Origin of the sequence: Candidatus Nitrotoga sp. AM1P (assembly GCF_013168275.1) — a bacterium.
GTDB lineage: Bacteria > Pseudomonadota > Gammaproteobacteria > Burkholderiales > Gallionellaceae > Nitrotoga.
Genome location: NZ_AP019547.1, coordinates 448,534 through 465,679, shown reverse-complemented (window position 1 = coordinate 465,679; position 17,146 = coordinate 448,534). Strand labels below are relative to the sequence as shown.

Here is a 17,146-nt window from a genome sequence, read left to right as displayed (position 1 = left end):
TGGTTATCCTTGTAATGCGGTTAATACACTTTTGATTTGACTATCCACAAATTTCACGCTGGCTTCATAGCGCAAAGCATTGTCAGCAAACTGCGCACGCTCAACATCCATATCCACCGTATTACCGTCCGCGCTAGGCTGCACTACATTGCGAAACATTACCGGCGCCCCCATTACATTTTCACCTGGGCTACTACTCAAGTGATGGGGCACGGTACCTGCCATCTGCAACTTCGCTGTGTTACCTGAAATTGCGCCTTGCAACGTCTTGGCAAAATCAATATCTTTTGCCTTGTAATTGGGTGTATCGACATTAGCGATATTGGAGGCAATAAGTTCCTGACGCGCCGCGCGCAGGTTCAGCACGGTTCGATTAAACTGTAATGCATTGTCAATTTTGCTGACCATTTTGCTTATATCCTTCATTACTTTTTTACTTCTTCCATAACGCACATGCTAAACAACAATGCGCTATGACTATTGAACGAATAAGCGTAGGAAACCGCCTTAATTTCCGCGTTATAAATGCAAAACATGTTCGGAACATGGAAAATCCTCAGCCCGCAATTCAAGCGCTACCTTGTCGCAGCAGGAATTTTTTCGCTAGCCTATTTCAGTTTCTGCTTTCTACTGTTGCGCGCACACAGCATCGATTTTGCAGTCAAGGACATCTTATTGTTTATGCCTTGTTCAATATTGCATTCGTTGTTGCATCACCGCTGATAGGCAAACTTGGGAATAGTTTTGGAAGGGGGCGGATAATAATGCTGGGCTACCTGATCTATCTAATAATGAGCCTCGGCTTTGCATTCGCGACCACACAATGACAGGTCATTGCCCTGTTCATCATTTATGGCGTGTTTATGCAATCGACGAAGCCCAGAGCAAGGCGTTTATAGCAATATCGAACTAGAGCGGCACGCGCCTGCGATCGGTCTCTACAATTTTGTGACCAGCCTTATCTTTCTGCCTGCATCGCTGATCGCTGGAGCGTTGTGATTGATGCATTCTTCCCGCGCTTTCTTTGTGGCCGTATGTCTCGGCCAGACCAAAAAAGCTGTTCTGACTCATCTCCCCGCTAAGTTGAATTGATTGCTTCCGGGAATCCCATTTTTCGTCCGGTGCGAGTTTCTGCCTCGGGTCGACGAAGGAAGTTCATAATGGAACGGACACCCACTTCCTAAAACGGCATCTAAGTGCCAAAGCAGTGGTAACTTTACTACCACTACAAAGAAAGGGGCATCCGACATGAAGATTACGGCAATGTAGTAATCGAGATGCTGCAAGTTATTACTTACTTATTGATCCGGCACGAATTGAACTTAATTGCCGTTCGTGCTGAGCTTGTCGAAGCATAAGAAGCCATTCACATTTCGACAAGCTTAATGCGAACGACTTCTTGGATAAACGGTGCCGGATCAATATATTGTGAGGCTCTGCGAGTATTGGAATCGCAACCCTGATCGGCCTGCATTATTAATATTGGACAATGTCGCAATTCCATTCAAACGCCTGGCAATGTCACGTACGATTGATAATCCCAAACCGGTTCCCGTTTCACCGGAAGCGGCGATTCGATAAAAGGGATCAAATACCCGCAAGAGTTCATCTTCCGGAATGCCTGGCCCGCTGTCTTCGACGCGGAATACCATCCGATTGCCTTCGAGAAAGAAGCTGACATCGACCTTGCCATTAACGGGCGTATACCGGATCGCATTGTCGAGAGCATTGCGGGTCAAAGTCAAAAAATCGAACGCGCCGCCCCGCAGCCGTATCGGCTCTTCACGCTCGATACCCAAATCGATATGCTTCGCTTCCGCCAACGGGTAAAGTTCTTTAACCACTTCGCGAACAATCATGTCGAATGCCACGATTTCCACATCTGTAGTTTGATTCACCTGGTGCTTCGCCAAACTCAACAGTTGTTCAATGAGCGAGCGTGCCCGAACAAGTCCCGCCTTGAGCGGCGCCAACCGCTGTCTAGCCTCGATCGACATGTCGGCGCGTTCGATGTTTTCCGCCTGCAGCGTCAGCGCCGTAATGGGCGAACGCAGTTCGTGTGCGGCATCGGCGACGAATCGCCGTTGTTGTGCCATGGACAGAGTTAGCCGCGCGAGAAGCCGGTTAATCGACTCCACGAATGGCAGGATTTCTTTGGGTATACCATCGCCAGACAATGGAATGAGGTTTTTATCCCCCTTTTCATCGAGATCTTTTGACAAACACATCACGGGTCTAAAGGTATGGCGAATTACAAATCCGATCAGCACGATCAGCAGCGGCACCAAACCGATTAATGGAAGCACCGTGCGCAGCGCACCATCCCGAGCGATTTCATCGCGCATAGCGGTACGCTGTCCAACGGCGATCCGATCCCCATTCGGTAGCGTTCTGATCACGACTCGCCATTCATTCTGCCGATCGGACACGGTATGCATGCCATCGGCAAGATCATTCAGTAACCCGACCATTTGCAGTTCAGTATGCTTGGCATCAGTATGCGTTCCTAATCGAAATATAAATACCCTCGTGTCCGGGTAGTTGCTAACGGCACGATCGTTACTTACCGGCATTGGTAAAAGATCGTTTACATCCATTAGAGCCGCCACTTGCCGTAGCTGTTCATCCTGCAATTCATGCGCTTCGTCGAACGCCAACCAAAACGAAAACCCCCCAGCCACCACGCTGACTGCAACGATAAGCACCGCAATCCAGAGCGATAATCGATGTTGCAATGAAGCCATCATTCGTGTTTGGCGACCATCCAGCCGACCCCTCTGACGTTCTTGATAATGGTTGCACCGAGCTTCTTCCGAATGGCATGAATCAGAAATTCGACCGCGTTGCTTTCGATTTCTTCGTTCCACCCATAGATACGTTCTTCCAACTCGGTTCGCGAAAGGATCGCACCGGGTCGCAGCAGCAGCGTATGCAGCAGTGCATATTCGCGGGCAGACAGACGACATGACTTGTCAGCGTGAGTGGCATCGTGCGTGGCGGGATCGAGCGTCAAAGCTCCATTGGTCATGACCGTTATCGCATTGCCGCCTTTGCGCCTAAACACCGCTCGCATTCGCGCGAGCAACTCGCCGGTTTCGAATGGTTTGGCCAGGTAATCGTCGGCGCCAAGGTCCAAGCCTTTGATGCGGTCTTTCACCGCATCGCGAGCGGTGACGATCAATACGGGCAAATGTTTGCCGGCCAAACGTAGCAGCCGTAACACCTCCAAACCGTCTCCTCCTGGCAAGCCGAGATCAAGCAGCGCGATGTCATAAGTATGGGTCTCGATTGCTGACATCGCCACGTGCCCGTTCTGCACCCAATCGACCGCATAGGCGGCATCGTGTAGCGCCTGGCTTATTGCCTCGCCGATCATTTTGTCGTCTTCCACTAACAGCACTCGCATTCGTACCCTCAACAGAATAAGGTGGCTGGTATGGTACTCAATTTACTTGAAAGACTGCATGAATCCCATTTGATCAGTCTTTTTTTCGAAACATCCAAAGCGCAACGCCAGTGTCGGTAGCACCAGTAGATTAAGTACGGTCGATGTTATCAGGCCGCCCAAGATCACAATCGCCATCGGCCCTTCGATTTCATTGCCAGGTTCCCCGCTGTATAGCGCCAGCGGCAATAGCCCCAACGCAGTAACCAAGGCCGTCATAAGAATCGGCACCAGACGCTCGGTAGCCCCCCGGTTGGCGGTTTCTGCACCCCAGACCATACCTTCCTGATTCACCAGATGCTCGTAATGAGAAATGAGCATAATGGAGTTACGCAACGTAATACCGAATAGCGTCACAAAACCGATTAAAGAACCCAACGTCAGATTGCCACCCGTGACCAGCACCATTATGACGCCGCCCACCAATGCAAAAGGCAGATTCACCAACACCAGCATCAATGCTCGCGCACCTTGTAACGCCATGAACAGCAGCAACATGATGCCAATTCCCGCGATGATCGAGTTGACCAGCAAATCATGCTGTGCCTGCGTCTGTGCCTGCGCTTCTCCGGCAAACACTGCATACATTCCCTTAGAGAAAACGATTTCCTTGTCGATCCGCGCTTGCGCTTCTTTGACGAATTCACTGACTGCACGCCCTGCCACACCCGATGTAATGGTCTGCAAACGTTGTCCGCCGCTATGCTGAATCTGATAGCGTCCGATGGATTGAACAATATCGGCCAGTTGTTTTAGTGGAACCGTTATCCCTTGTCCGTTGCGCAAAGGCAGCGCACCGACTTCCGCCGGGCTTTGCCGATTGCCCGGGTCAAGCAATACCGATACATCATAAGTCCGGTTGCCTTCATAAATCTGAGCGACCTTGACCCCTTCATAAGCTGCCTGAACGGCGTCCAGAACATCGACCGGCGTAAATCCATAGCGCGTCAATTGATCCTGCCGCAATCGAATCACCAACCGCGGTGTACCGGGGGGCGATTGCACGCTCACTCCGATAGCTCCCGGTATCTGGTTCAATGTCTGGGCAATTTCTCGTGCCTTATTGTCCAGAATATCCAGGTCATTACCGAACACATTCACGATCACCGGCATCGTAAAACCAGAAATGGTTTCATCGATTCTCTCGGTAAGGAAGGTATTGGTGGAAGAAATCAAACCCGGAAAGCTGTCCATCGTTGTGCGGATTCTTGCCAAGGTTTGTTCTTGATCTCTACCCGACATCGGTTTGAGATCCACTTCGAATTCGCTGATATTGACGCCGGTCGGATCGACTACCTCGGTCGCCCGTCCAGCCCGCTGGGCCACCAGACGCACACCGGGAATTTTGCTCAACGCCAAGGTAATTTGGCGACCAATACGCATGGATTCGGACAAGGAAGTGCCAGGCGTTGCCGCCATGTGGACCGTGTAATGGCCTTCCTTCAACTCCGGAATGAAACTGCCTTCGAGGAATGGCAGTGTCGCGAGCGCCGCGACACATAGCCCGATGATCACCGCAATGATGAGGCCGGAATGGTGTTCGACGCCGACCAGCAGGCTGCCATAGCGTACTTTCAGCGCTTTCACCAGGCGTGGATCTTCTGTCTCCAGTGATTTTGTTGTCAAAAGGACATAGGCCAACGCAGGGGTTAGGGTCAGCGCAACGCCAAGCGATGCCAGAATGGCCAGAATGTAAGCGATGCCGAGCGGCGCGAACAGTTTTCCGGCGACGCCGGACAAGGTAAGCACCGGCAAAAATATCAGAACGACGATAAAAGTCGCATAGACGACCGAACTGCGCACCTCGATTGATGCATTCAATACCACACGAGCAGCGGCCAGCGGCTGAGCAAGTACTTGATTTTCACGAAGACGTCGTAAGATGTTTTCAACATCCACGATGGCGTCATCCACCACTTCCCCCAATGCGATCGCCAGCCCGCCGAGCGTCATTGCGTTCAAGCTGATACCTAAATAGTGCAACACGATCACCGCCGTCAGCAATGACAGCGGAATCGCCGTAGCCGAGATGAATGCCGTTCTGACGTTGAGCAAAAAGAGAAAGAGAACGGCGATGACCAGGATGCCGCCCAGCAGTAACGCCGTGCGCAGATGACCGATGGCGGTCATAATAAAATTGGCGGGCCGGAAAATGTCCGGGTGCAGCATTACCTGATCAGCCGCCAGTACCGGCTTCAAACCTTCCAGCGCTTGCTCGACTGATTCGGTGACGGTCATCGTATCGGCGCCATACTGGCTTTCGATGATCAGCATGACCCCTGATTTGTTGCCGATCGATGCGGCACCCACTGCGGGAGCAGGCGCATTTAATACCCTGGCTACATCCCCTAGATGAATACCGATTCCATTTTTATACGTTACCACGACTTGCGCCAGTCGTTCAGGCGTCAGCACTTGACCTTCGGTATGGAGAACAATGCGCTGATTTGCGTTTTCCAAAAATCCAGCACCGCGTACTCCCGTTGCGCGTTGTGCGGCATTCAGCACGTCCTGCAGCGACAAGCCATAACGGACCAGTTTCTGCGGGTTAACCTGAATCTGCAGTTGCTGCACGTCACCGCCAAAGACGATTACACCGGCGATGCCCGGAAGACCAAGAAGATGGGGCCGCAAAATCCAGTCCGCCGTGCTGCGTAGCTCCATTTGAGAGCGCGCGTCGGAGGTCAGTCCGATCACCATCGCTATACCGGTCGATGAGATCAGCGGTAGTAATGTCGGTGGCTTCACATTGCGCGGCAACCATCCCGCTGCCGTACCAAGGCGCTCGGCAGCCAATTGCCGGGCCCGGTAGATGTCGGTGCTACTGTCAAAAGTCATCGTCACCAGCGACAATCCCTGCAGCGATTTGGATTGCATGGTTTGCAATCCAAGGACGCCCCCCATCGCATTCTCGATCGGCTTGGTGACCAATATTTCGACCTGTTCGCTCGACAGGCCTGGGGCTTCGGTCTGGATGACCGCGAGCGGCGGCGCGAATTCCGGGAATACATCCAGCTTCGATTGATAGAGAGCATAGATGCCGTAGCCTGCCAACAGACAGGCAAGGCTGATCACGACACCGCGGAATCGGATCGAAAAACGGACCAGAGATCTCAACATGGACGAATGCAATCGCAATGCTTCATGGGGTTAGTCGCACTCGGGATCTTTGCAGGCCGAACTGCCTGGCGGAGGCCGCAACTCTTCGGAAAGCAGTAATTGAGCTCCGCTCACCACGACACGCTCCCCCGCCTTGATGCCTTCGCTCACAAAAAACCCGCCATCCAGCGGAGCATGCTGGGCTATTGGCCTGCGCGCAAAGCGATCCGGCGCTATCTGCACATAGACCCATGGCTGGCCGCCGTACCAAACAATCGCACAGGCAGGAATAAAGATGTCTTCAGTGGTTTCGCTGGACGTCGGCAGATACGCGACGATATTGGTTCCGGCGGCAATCGGCGCTGTTGTGCGATAGATGAAAGCATTGCCTTGAATGACGGGGTCATTCTGAGGGGATGGTGAAACCAGGTAGGCAGGCAGTCGCTGGGTATTGTTTGCAGCGATCTGAATAGTGTCAGGGGCCTGAATGGGATCGCCGGCAGGCAAGCTAATTCGCAGTAATACTTCCCGACGATTTAACAGCTTCTCGAACTGGGACGAATGAGGATCGAGCGTCCAGTGGCCAAGCGGCTCGCCAAACTGCTGTCGTGCCGCACCACGAATATTTTCGCTGATGCGTTGGGCCACATTCATTTTGGCCTTATCGACCAGGTACGCTGCCTGTGCCGCCTGATAAGTTTTGAGAGAGACATTTTGATTGTCCTGATACAGGATGTGATTGCGTTCATAATCCTGCCGCGAGACGGCAACTGCGGCCTTGGCTGCATCGACGTCGGCCTGCGTCGACATGAAGCGCGTGCGAAGATCGAGCAGCGGCTGCAAGTCCAGCACCGTGCCATAGGCAGTCGTTTCCGTCCGGTGGCTGGTGGAGGACAGCGACTCGACGCGCAGCCCGCTTTGCACCTGGGTCGCTGTATCGAGAGTGATCACGGTCAAGCCATTCACGATCGACACCCGTTGCGGTACTGCAGCCATAACCGGTGTGGTTTCCCCTATGTCTGGCAGCCCGCTCTTATAATAGATAAGCGCCATGATAGCGATCACCGTCAGACCGAGCATCGGAATGGATAAGACGAGCCGCCTGGACTTATGCCACGAGTTCACTATGGTTCTCCTTTATTCAGGAGTGACGTGCAGATCAGTTGCTGACAGCGGCCGTTGCATCGCGTCCTCCAGTTGGCCGATACTCTCTTGCACCCGTACCAGGGCATCGAGATGGGCAAGCGTATTCACATAGGTTTCGCGCTGAGCCAATGTCAATGTCAACCGGTTCGTTGCCCCTGTGCGGAAACTCGTTTGCAACGCTTGCAAATGACGCTCGTCAAAAGATAACAGGGACTTGGAGAAGCGCAGATTCTTCAACGCGGCACGGTAAGCTTGTACACCGCGCTCTGTGTCATTCATGGCTTGAGCTTGCAACGCGTTGACGCGAGCAGCGACTTCTTTGCGCCGCGCCACTGCTTCCGCGATAGGACCCTGATTCTGATTGAAAATAGGTAATGACATGCCGAAAATCGGCAACGTAAATTTATACGCCCCTGCATCGAATGTGTAACCGGGTCCGATATAGATGTCAGGATATTGTTTGGCAATTTCCAATTGCAGCGTTGCTTGCCTAGCCTCGTATTCCGCGAGTGCCGCCAAAAGATCGGCCCGATTCAGAATTGCATGGCGGCGAACCGTATCGGACGGGATATCAGAATAGATACGCTCGAATGTATCAAAACGGACGTTGGCGTTGGTTATTGCACTAATCGGCAGCCCGATCGCCGATGCCATTTGTGTGCGCGCGTCGACGATCTGCCTTTGCACCTTCTCCAGGTCGAGACGGTTTTGGGTAAGGGTGATGCGTGCCTGATAGGTTTCCGGTGCCGATGCCGCTCCGACGGAAAATCGTTTGTCCAGCATCTCGACGATCTGTTGCTGCGCGTTGATTTGTTTTTCCAGGATCAATGTCCTTTGGATTGCGGTATAGAGGTTGAGCATTTGGCCACGCAACCGACTTCGAACTTGCCAAGCTACGTTTCCGATATTGAATCGGGCAGCGTTCAAGAATTGCTGTGCCTGCGCAATCCGATATCCGCGCTTGCCGGCGGTTTCTATCGGAATATCCAGACCCAGGCCGAAGGTGTAAGGAGATGTGAAGGGAGATCCGCCGTCTTTTAGGTTAGTGGTATATTTGAGTGGGAGCTGCAGCAAGGGATTGGGCCGCTGGGCAGCAGTCAGTATGGTAGCTTGGCTCGTGCCTTGCTTGGTGCGAGCGATATCCAATTCAGGACTGAAATAGAAAGCAGCCAGAGTCAACGTCGTAAAATTCCATACACCAGAAGACCAAGAGTCGGCATCGCTATCGAGATGCGCAGTCACGTACCGTTGCAGGTCCGGATCATGCAACGTGCGTGCTTCAAAGGATTGAATCAGTACTGTTGGTTCGATCGGTTGAGCATGATAAGTCGCACAGCCAGATAGCAATCCACATACAAGGAATGAAATAGTCTTCTTCACACAATAACTCTGGTATCGAACATCTTTTTTGATGGAACATTTTTAGAGGTGCTGAGCGCAACTTCAGTAGCACGGTGGTCGCATTTTTCTCGAATCTCTACTGACAAATCTTTCCCTATGTCCCAGAATCTCTCTAATACTGCTGGCCGAAACGATCAGTCCTCATGGATAAAGCGCCTTGAGTCTGAGCAGCACACCACCGACGAAGACGATCAAATTACATGGAAAGACGGTACCGGCGATAGTTAATGCTTTGACCAGCGATGAAGCAAAGTTTATGTCTGCCAAAACAGGGGTACGTCGATAAATAGGTGATCATCGTTTGCAGATGTGATTCCAGAACATGCCCCTTTGATTTTTTAAGAATATATGGGCTATTACATAGGAATCTCCAACCTAAGGATGCATATGTCTCATAGGCAGGAGTTTAGGGACAATTACTTAGCTGAGCCTTAGCTTATCGCGCATTTTTCGCGAATGTGCTAGGCAATTTTTTGTGGACGAGGATGTTGATGTACTTTATCAAGCCATTAGTCTTACTATGTCACAAACGTAATCTCGGACCTATCCAATTGCAATGCGGACAGTGCCCCAGGGCATTTACGAGTACGACGCTCAAGTTCAGGCGCGCGTCATGATCAAGTCTGGGCATGACACTGCGCGCACTGGATTTTCCATAAAGACGTAATCTTTGGGAAACGCCAGGCACTTGGCGTTGATCATTTAAATAACATCGCCGCTATTTACTGATCCAATCCAAATTCCTGAATCTTACGTGTCATCGTGTTGCGCCCCATGCCCAGAAGGGTAGCGGCTTCTATGCGCCTGCCATCGGTGTGCTTCAATGCCTGAGTGATCAGTGTGCGTTCGAACTGCTGGTTTAAACTGCTTAGTATATTTTGATCACCACGTTGCAATGCAAGCGCGACCTGTAGACCTAACTCGCAACGCCAATCGTCGGGCGGGGCGCCAGTGACAGCGGGTGCCTCGCGCAATTCAAGTGGCAGGTCGGCAATTTCTATCTGTTGTGAAGGTGTCATGACAGTGAGCCAATGGCAGAGGTTTTCCAGTTGCCGCACATTACCGGGAAAATTCTGTGTTGCAAGATAGTTCAGTGTGTCCTCGCTAAAGGTCTTTTGTTCGACAGCAAGTTCACCTGCTTTTTTCTGTAAAAAATATTTTGCCAACAAGGGGATATCCACGCGCCGTTCACGCAGTGGAGGCAGACGCAGGCGGATGACATTGAGGCGGTGAAATAAATCTTCGCGAAATAGACCTTCTTTTACCCGCTCATCCAGATTCTGGTGCGTGGCAGCAATAATGCGTACATTAGTTTTAATCGGCTGATGCCCTCCAACGCGATAATAATTCTTGTCCGACAGCACACGCAATAAACGTGTTTGCAACTCCGCCGGCATGTCGCCGATTTCGTCAAGAAACAGTGTGCCACCTTCGGCTTGCTCAAAACGGCCGCGGCGGGTCGTGGCCGCACCGGTAAATGCACCGCGTTCATGGCCAAATAATTCGGATTCGAGCAAATCTTTCGGAATAGCCGCAGTGTTAATAGCGATGAAGGGCTCGTTGGCGCGCGGACTGTGGCGGTGCAGAGCGTGTGCTACCAACTCCTTGCCGGTGCCGGATTCGCCGTTGATAATCACAGTTGCATGGGAGTGTGCAAGCCGTCCAATAGCGCGGAACACTTCCTGCATTGCGGGTGCTTGTCCCAGAATATCAGGTGCAGATGCGGCTGATTGCTCTTCTGTTGGCACATCAGTGCGCAAACTTTGTTCTAGCGCGCGGCGTATTAGAGCGACAGCCTGATCGACGTCAAACGGTTTGGGCAGATACTCAAAAGCGCCACCTTGAAATGCCGACACCGCGCTTTCCAGATCAGAATAAGCAGTCATAATGATGACTGGCAAACTCGGAATCCTTTCTCGTATTTTTTGCAAAAAATCCAGCCCGGAGCTGCCGGGCATGCGGATATCGCTGATGACGACCTGCGGTGTGCCGTGCTGCAGCGCGGCTGATGCTTCATCGGCCGAAGCAAAACTTGTAAAGTTGATGTCCGAACGTACCAAGGCTTTTTCCAGAACCCAGCGTATGGAGCGGTCATCATCAATGATCCAAACAGGTTTCATATTGGTTCCCATTTATTCATTTTATTTTAGTGGCAGCATTACAGTGAAGCAGGTACGTCCCGGTTCACTGTCAAATTCGATACTGCCTTCATGCTGGCTGACAAAATTTTGCGCCAGGCTCAGTCCTAAACCATGTCCATTATCACGGCCAGAGACCAGCGGATAAAAAATCTTGTCGTGCAAATGTAGGGGGATGCCCGGACCATCGTCGATAACCTGAATCATGACCGCCAGGCGATGACGTTTCTTCATCAACGTTACCTGGCGCGAGATGCGTGTGCGTAGCACAATATTACCTTGCCCCTGCATGGCCTGCACAGCATTACGTACGAGATTCAGGATGACCTGAATGAGTTGCTCCTTGTCGCCCATTAGCACTGGCAGGCTAATGTCGTAATCGCGCTGGATAGTCAAATTTTCTGGGAATTCAGCTAAAACTAAGCTACGCACGCGTTCAAGTACTTCATGAATATTGAGAGTACCAAAATTGGGCTGATGTTGCGGGGTAAGCAACTTTTCCATCAGTGAAACCAAACGGTCGGTTTCCTGAATGACGACCTGGGTGTATTCACGCAGACCGGGTTTTTCCAATTCATGTTCCAGTAGTTGTGCAGCGCCTCGTATGCCACCCAAAGGATTCTTGATTTCGTGTGCCAGATTGCGTAACAGGAGGCGATTAGCTTGAGTCTGGTCTAGCATCTGTTCTTCGCGTGCTAACTTTAGCGGACGATCAATGGTATGAAACTCAAGTAACAGATAATTGTTTAATTGTAGTGGCGTGGCAGTGCAGCGCAAATGCAGCTTGCCATGGGGAGGGATGCCCAACATAAGATCATGTTCAATATAGCTGGCGTTATTGGTTAGTGCATGCTGCATTGCAGTAACAAGTTGCTCGGTGTGAGTGAAGACATGTTGCACCGAATGACTGATCAGACTTTTGCTGCTTAAGGCAAACAGGTTCTCCGCAGCTGGATTGAGATAAGCGATATGTGACTCCCCATCCAGTAAAATAACGGCAGTAGCGAGGTGTTCAAAGGTAGGCAAAAAATTGTCGGCCATAAGCATTTTTACTTTTTTAAATCACGGCTCCATGGTTTATTAACCAATATATTCAACGCATTAATGCAAATTAGACGATAAATATACGCAATAGTTTTATGGAATTAGCAAAACCCGCTTCTATTCTTTTATGACGGCTAACATTTCGACAACCGTCAAATTGACTTCACATTGCCCTACAGTCGAACATGTTTATTCATTCTGCCATAAGTGACATACAACAGTATGCCGGTAAAAATCGAACCTCCAATTAAATTTCCCAGCGTGACCGGAATTTGATTCCAGAACCACCACTGATAAACACTGATGTCGGCACCCAATAATATTGCGGTAGGGATTACGAACATATTGACGACACAGTGCTCAAACCCTAGTGCAAAAAATGTCATGATCGGCAGCCAGGGAGCAATGATTTTTCCAATGGTTGAAGTAGAGATCAAACCTAACACTACGCCTAAAGTCACCATCCAATTACAAAGGACGCCATTGATAAAAGCAGCGAGCCATCCAATTGAACCGGTGTGCTGGTAAGCAAGCGTTTTAGCCTGAGCAACCGCAATAATTTTTTCTGCCAATCGGCCACCCGGGGCAGGCGAAGTTCCAGTCAGTGCCAAGGCCAGCAACCCACCAAAAAACAGGCTACCCAGCAAGTTCCCTAGAAAAACCCAGCACCAATTTCGCAACATTTCCCTGCCGCTTATTTTTCCATCAGCGACACTCATCGGTAGTAACGCAAAGCTGCCTGTAACCAATTCCAATCCAAGTAGTACGATCATCACGAAGCCGACAGGGAAAATGATCCCCATCACCAGTGCAGCCGCGCCTCCCGTAAATCCATCTGAAACCCTGAACGCAAGTGCAGTCGCAAAACCCAGTAGCACCCCGGAAAGAAAACCCCGAAGTAACATATCTCGAACGCGGAGAGATGCTTTTTTTCGCCAACAACAACAAGTTGCGCTATTAACTTGATAGGTTGTACGTAATCCATTTTCATCACCGTTAACGTTATGGAATTAACCTTCGGGTAATTCTGTAACTTTATGCAAGCGATAAATACACCACATTATTTTCTACCTTGACCGGATAGGAGCGCGTGCATCCTACATCTGGCGCCACTGCTTTGCCGTCATCCAGGCAGATATTCCAGTTATGCAGCGGACAAGCAACTTTCTTCCCGAATACGATGCCTTGTGATAGATGGCCGCCCTTATGCGGGCACCGATCGAGCAACGCAAATACCTCTCCTTCAGCAGTGCGGAACAGTGCGATGTCCCCCTGTTTTGTCGTAACTACGCGCGCGCCCAGAGGCGGTATTTCTTCTAAGGTTGTGACTTCATGCCAAGTGTTCATGATTTGCTCCTTTTTAAATTGCCAGCGATTCGAATTCACGCGCATTGATATTTTCTTTAGACCATGGGTTTGTTGCACCCTGTAACGCATAGAGCAATCTTGCATATAGCGCTTTACGAGTGGCTGCATTCTCTACGACGTGTTTCTTGACATGGTCCAGACCTACCCGTTCGACGTAATGTACTGTGCGATCCAGGTAGTGTGCTTCTTCGCGATAAAGCTGGGCGAATGCGCCGGTATACTCCATCACTTCATCGTGAGTCTTTACCTTCACCAGAAATTGCGCGACCACGGTCTTGATACCGCCGTTACCCGCCACATAGATTTCCCAACCTGATTCCACGCCGATTATCCCCACATCTTTAATACCTGATTCAGCACAGTTACGCGGGCAACCAGAGACGGCAACCTTAAATTTGTGCGGCATCCACATATGGTCAAATGCGCGCTCGATGTCGATACCCATCTGCGTCGAGTCTTGCACACCAAAACGACACCACTCGCTGCCCACACAGGTTTTGACCGTGCGCAAGGCTTTTGCATAGGCGTAGCCTGATGGCATGTCCAGATCTGCCCACACCTTCGGCAAGTCTGTTTTTTTTACGCCGAGCAAATCTATACGTTGTCCGCCTGTCACCTTAACCGTCGGAATGTTGTATTTTTCTGCAACATCAGCAATGCGGCGCAGTTGCTGCGGAGTGGTTATGCCGCCGTACATACGCGGCACTACCGAGAATGTGCCATCTTTTTGTATGTTGGCGTTGGCGCGCTCATTGATGAAGCGTGATTGTGGATCGTCCTTTGCTTCATGCGGCCAAGCGCATAGCAGGTAAAAGTTCAATGCCGGCCTACACTTGGCACATCCATTTGTGGTGTTCCAATTAAGGAATGCCATAGTTTGCGAGATCGAAATCAACTTTTCCTCGCGGATTGCTTTGCGCACTTCTTCATGACTGTGAGAAGTGCAGTCACATAAAGGCTTCACGGTCGTAGCCGGTGGTGCATAAGCCCCCCCGACGGTGGAAGCGAGAATTTGTTCGACCAATCCAGTACATGAACCACAGGAAGCAGAAGCCTTGGTGTGCTTACGTACATCCTCCAGCGTAAATAGTCCTTTTTCCTTGATTGCCTTGACGATAGTCCCTTTGCATACTCCATTACAGCCGCAGACTTCCATCGCGTTTGTCATGGTGGCCGCAAGGTTTTGTCCTTGAGAGCCGGCATTACCCAGATGGGATTGGCCGAATATTAATTGGTCACGGATTTCAGCGACATTTTTGCCATCTCGTATCATCTGGAAATACCACGAGCTATCCTTGGTATCGCCATACATCACTGCGCCAATCAGCGTATTGTTGTTCAGTACCAATTTCTTGTACTTCCCGCCGGTGACATCGTGCATCACAATCTGATTCGTTTCATTGCCTCCAGTAAAATTCCCGGCCGAAAACAAATCTACTCCGGTGACTTTGAGCTTAGTGGAGGTAACCGAGCCTTGGTAGTATGCGATTCCCATGCGCGCCAGATGATTGGCGCAAACTTTTGCCATGTCGAATAACGGGGCGACCAAACCGTAAGCAGTGCCGCGATGTGAAACGCACTCACCCACAGCGTAGATACTGGGGTCATAGGTTTGCATGGTATCGCTCACCACAATACCGCGATTACAATAAATCCCAGCGGCTTCTGCCAGCGCAACATTCGGGCGAATGCCAACCGCCATCACCACCAGGTCAGCAGGAATCTCACTGCCATCCTTGAAGCGAATCGACTTTACGCGGCCCTGGCCATCGCTGACCAACTCTTGCGTTTGCTGCTCCAACATAAATTTCAACCCCTTGGCTTGCAAAGCGGATTGCAGCATTTGGGCTGAATTGTCATCCAGTTGGCGTTCCATCAGCCACGGCATGAGATGCACCACGGTGACATCCATACCTCTAAGCGCCAAACCATTGGCGGCTTCCAGCCCGAGCAGGCCGCCGCCGATAACCACCGCATGCTTATATTTTTCCGCTGCGGCTATCATCACGTTGGTATCTTGAATATCGCGGTAACCAACCACACCCGCCAATTCCTTGCCAGGAACTGGCAAGATGAAGGAACTGGAACCCGTCGCCAGCAACAATCTATCGTATTCGGCTTCCGTGCCATCCTCTGCCACCACTACCTTATTTTTTCTGGCGATATGCGCGACCTTCTTGTTCAGGTGCAAGGTGATATTGTTTTGTTTATACCAGTCAATGTCATTCAGAATAATGTCCTGGATGCCTTGTTCACCTGCCAATACCGGGGACAACATGATGCGGTTGTAATTAGGATAGGGCTCGGCACCAAATACGGTAATATCATATAAATCGGGCGTCAGTTTCAATAACTCTTCCAAAGTCCGTACGCCCGCCATTCCATTACCCACCATAACCAGCTTCATTTTTTTCATGACATCACTCCTATTTACAAATTTTTATGCGGCCAATTGCTGCGAAATTTGTTCCGTCATTTCGGCAAATCGCACTACTTCGCCAATAACCACGATCGCTGGGCTAACCATTTTTTCAGCAATTACCAAGGATTCAAGTTTTCCCAGCGTAGTCACTACCTGCCGCTGATTAGGCAGCGTACCGTTCTGAATTGCGGCAGCGGGAATATCTGCCGGTAACCCATTCGTTATCAATTGCTGCACGATGTACCCTAAATTAGACATGCCCATATAAATAACCAGAGTGGTGCCCGTCGCCGCCAATGCCTGCCAATTCGGTTCCTCTGCTCCTTGCGTATGGCCCGTAACAAACGTTACGCCATGCGTGCAGTTTCTATGCGTAAGCGGAATATTCAAAGAAGCCGTAACTGCCATGCCGGAAGTAATGCCGCTGATCACGGATACCGAAATACCAGCTTGCCGCAAAGCTTGTAGTTCCTCACCCCCACGCCCGAACATAAACGGATCACCGCCCTTGATGCGCGCTACTACCTTGCCTGCACGCGCCAGTGAAATCATCTGCTTGTGAATAAATATTTGTGGCGTAGAACTACATCCTCCACGTTTGCCCACGTGAATAACCTGCGCGTTGCCTTGGGCAAATTCCAGAACATCAGGATTCACTAAGTCATCAATCAAAATAGCATCCGCCAGTCCAATGGCTCGTACTGCACCAAGAGTCAATAGTTCCAAACTACCTGGCCCTGCCCCTATCAAATATACCTGTGCATTTTTCATGTTTACTCCCGTCTTTCGATTCATCCTGTTAGCAAATGGACAATGCATCCAGCTACACCTATCGTTTAAAAATTAAATCAGTTCATTGATTAGATAATTAGTTACAAGCAATATTAATGCCATATTTTTTATTATAAATATCAATAACCTACTAAATTAAAAACATGTATTAAACTGGGCTTGCACGATGTCAGTGCAAGCTCAATCGGAATGTGTATGTAATTGGTGCATTTACGGAGCTCGACGGCCAACAGATCTTGAATCAGCGTCAACGAGTATGTGCAGGCAATGAGCACGCTAAAAGTCCGCGCC

The 17,146-nt window shown here is 50.5% G+C and carries 12 protein-coding genes; all 12 read right to left on the bottom strand.

Annotated elements, in window-relative coordinates; translation table 11 throughout:
• Nucleotides 1-3: 3 nt before the first annotated feature.
• A complete protein-coding gene (gene flgB / locus W01_RS02075) occupies nucleotides 4-408 on the bottom strand; it encodes a flagellar basal body rod protein FlgB (RefSeq protein WP_173051980.1) in 405 nt (134 codons plus the stop codon).
• Nucleotides 409-1,418: 1,010 nt separating this feature from the next.
• Entirely contained in the window at nucleotides 1,419-2,735 is a 1,317-nt protein-coding gene (locus W01_RS02070) for an ATP-binding protein (protein WP_173051979.1), read from the bottom strand.
• Nucleotides 2,736-2,743: 8 nt separating this feature from the next.
• Entirely contained in the window at nucleotides 2,744-3,406 is a 663-nt protein-coding gene (locus W01_RS02065; protein WP_173051978.1) for a response regulator transcription factor, read from the bottom strand.
• A 42-nt stretch (nucleotides 3,407-3,448) separates the two neighbouring features.
• Nucleotides 3,449-6,565 carry an efflux RND transporter permease subunit gene (locus W01_RS02060; protein WP_173051977.1) on the bottom strand — a complete coding sequence of 1,039 codons (3,117 nt, stop codon included), beginning with the start codon at nucleotides 6,563-6,565 and terminating at the stop codon, nucleotides 3,449-3,451.
• 30 nt (nucleotides 6,566-6,595) lie between these two features.
• Complete coding sequence (locus W01_RS02055) at nucleotides 6,596-7,669, bottom strand: efflux RND transporter periplasmic adaptor subunit (RefSeq protein ID WP_173051976.1); 1,074 nt, start codon at nucleotides 7,667-7,669, stop codon at nucleotides 6,596-6,598.
• A 12-nt stretch (nucleotides 7,670-7,681) separates the two neighbouring features.
• The gene (locus tag W01_RS02050) at nucleotides 7,682-9,070 is read right to left on the bottom strand and encodes a TolC family protein (protein ID WP_173051975.1); all 1,389 of its coding nucleotides are present in this window, start codon (nucleotides 9,068-9,070) and stop codon (nucleotides 7,682-7,684) included.
• 743 nt (nucleotides 9,071-9,813) lie between these two features.
• On the bottom strand, nucleotides 9,814-11,211 hold the full coding sequence (gene ntrC / locus W01_RS02045) for a nitrogen regulation protein NR(I) (RefSeq protein WP_173051974.1): 1,398 nt from the start codon (nucleotides 11,209-11,211) through the stop codon (nucleotides 9,814-9,816).
• 21 nt (nucleotides 11,212-11,232) lie between these two features.
• Complete coding sequence (glnL, locus tag W01_RS02040) at nucleotides 11,233-12,270, bottom strand: nitrogen regulation protein NR(II) (RefSeq protein WP_173051973.1); 1,038 nt, start codon at nucleotides 12,268-12,270, stop codon at nucleotides 11,233-11,235.
• 176 nt (nucleotides 12,271-12,446) lie between these two features.
• Nucleotides 12,447-13,178, bottom strand: coding sequence for a formate/nitrite transporter family protein (locus W01_RS02035; RefSeq protein ID WP_242007013.1), 732 nt, complete (start codon nucleotides 13,176-13,178; stop codon nucleotides 12,447-12,449).
• 130 nt (nucleotides 13,179-13,308) lie between these two features.
• On the bottom strand, nucleotides 13,309-13,620 hold the full coding sequence (nirD, locus tag W01_RS02030; RefSeq protein WP_173051972.1) for a nitrite reductase small subunit NirD: 312 nt from the start codon (nucleotides 13,618-13,620) through the stop codon (nucleotides 13,309-13,311).
• A gap of 13 nt (nucleotides 13,621-13,633) precedes the next feature.
• A complete protein-coding gene (gene nirB / locus W01_RS02025) occupies nucleotides 13,634-16,057 on the bottom strand; it encodes a nitrite reductase large subunit NirB (protein ID WP_173051971.1) in 2,424 nt (807 codons plus the stop codon).
• 24 nt (nucleotides 16,058-16,081) lie between these two features.
• On the bottom strand, nucleotides 16,082-16,834 hold the full coding sequence (gene cobA / locus W01_RS02020) for a uroporphyrinogen-III C-methyltransferase (protein ID WP_173051970.1): 753 nt from the start codon (nucleotides 16,832-16,834) through the stop codon (nucleotides 16,082-16,084).
• Between the last annotated feature and the right edge of the window lie 312 nt (nucleotides 16,835-17,146).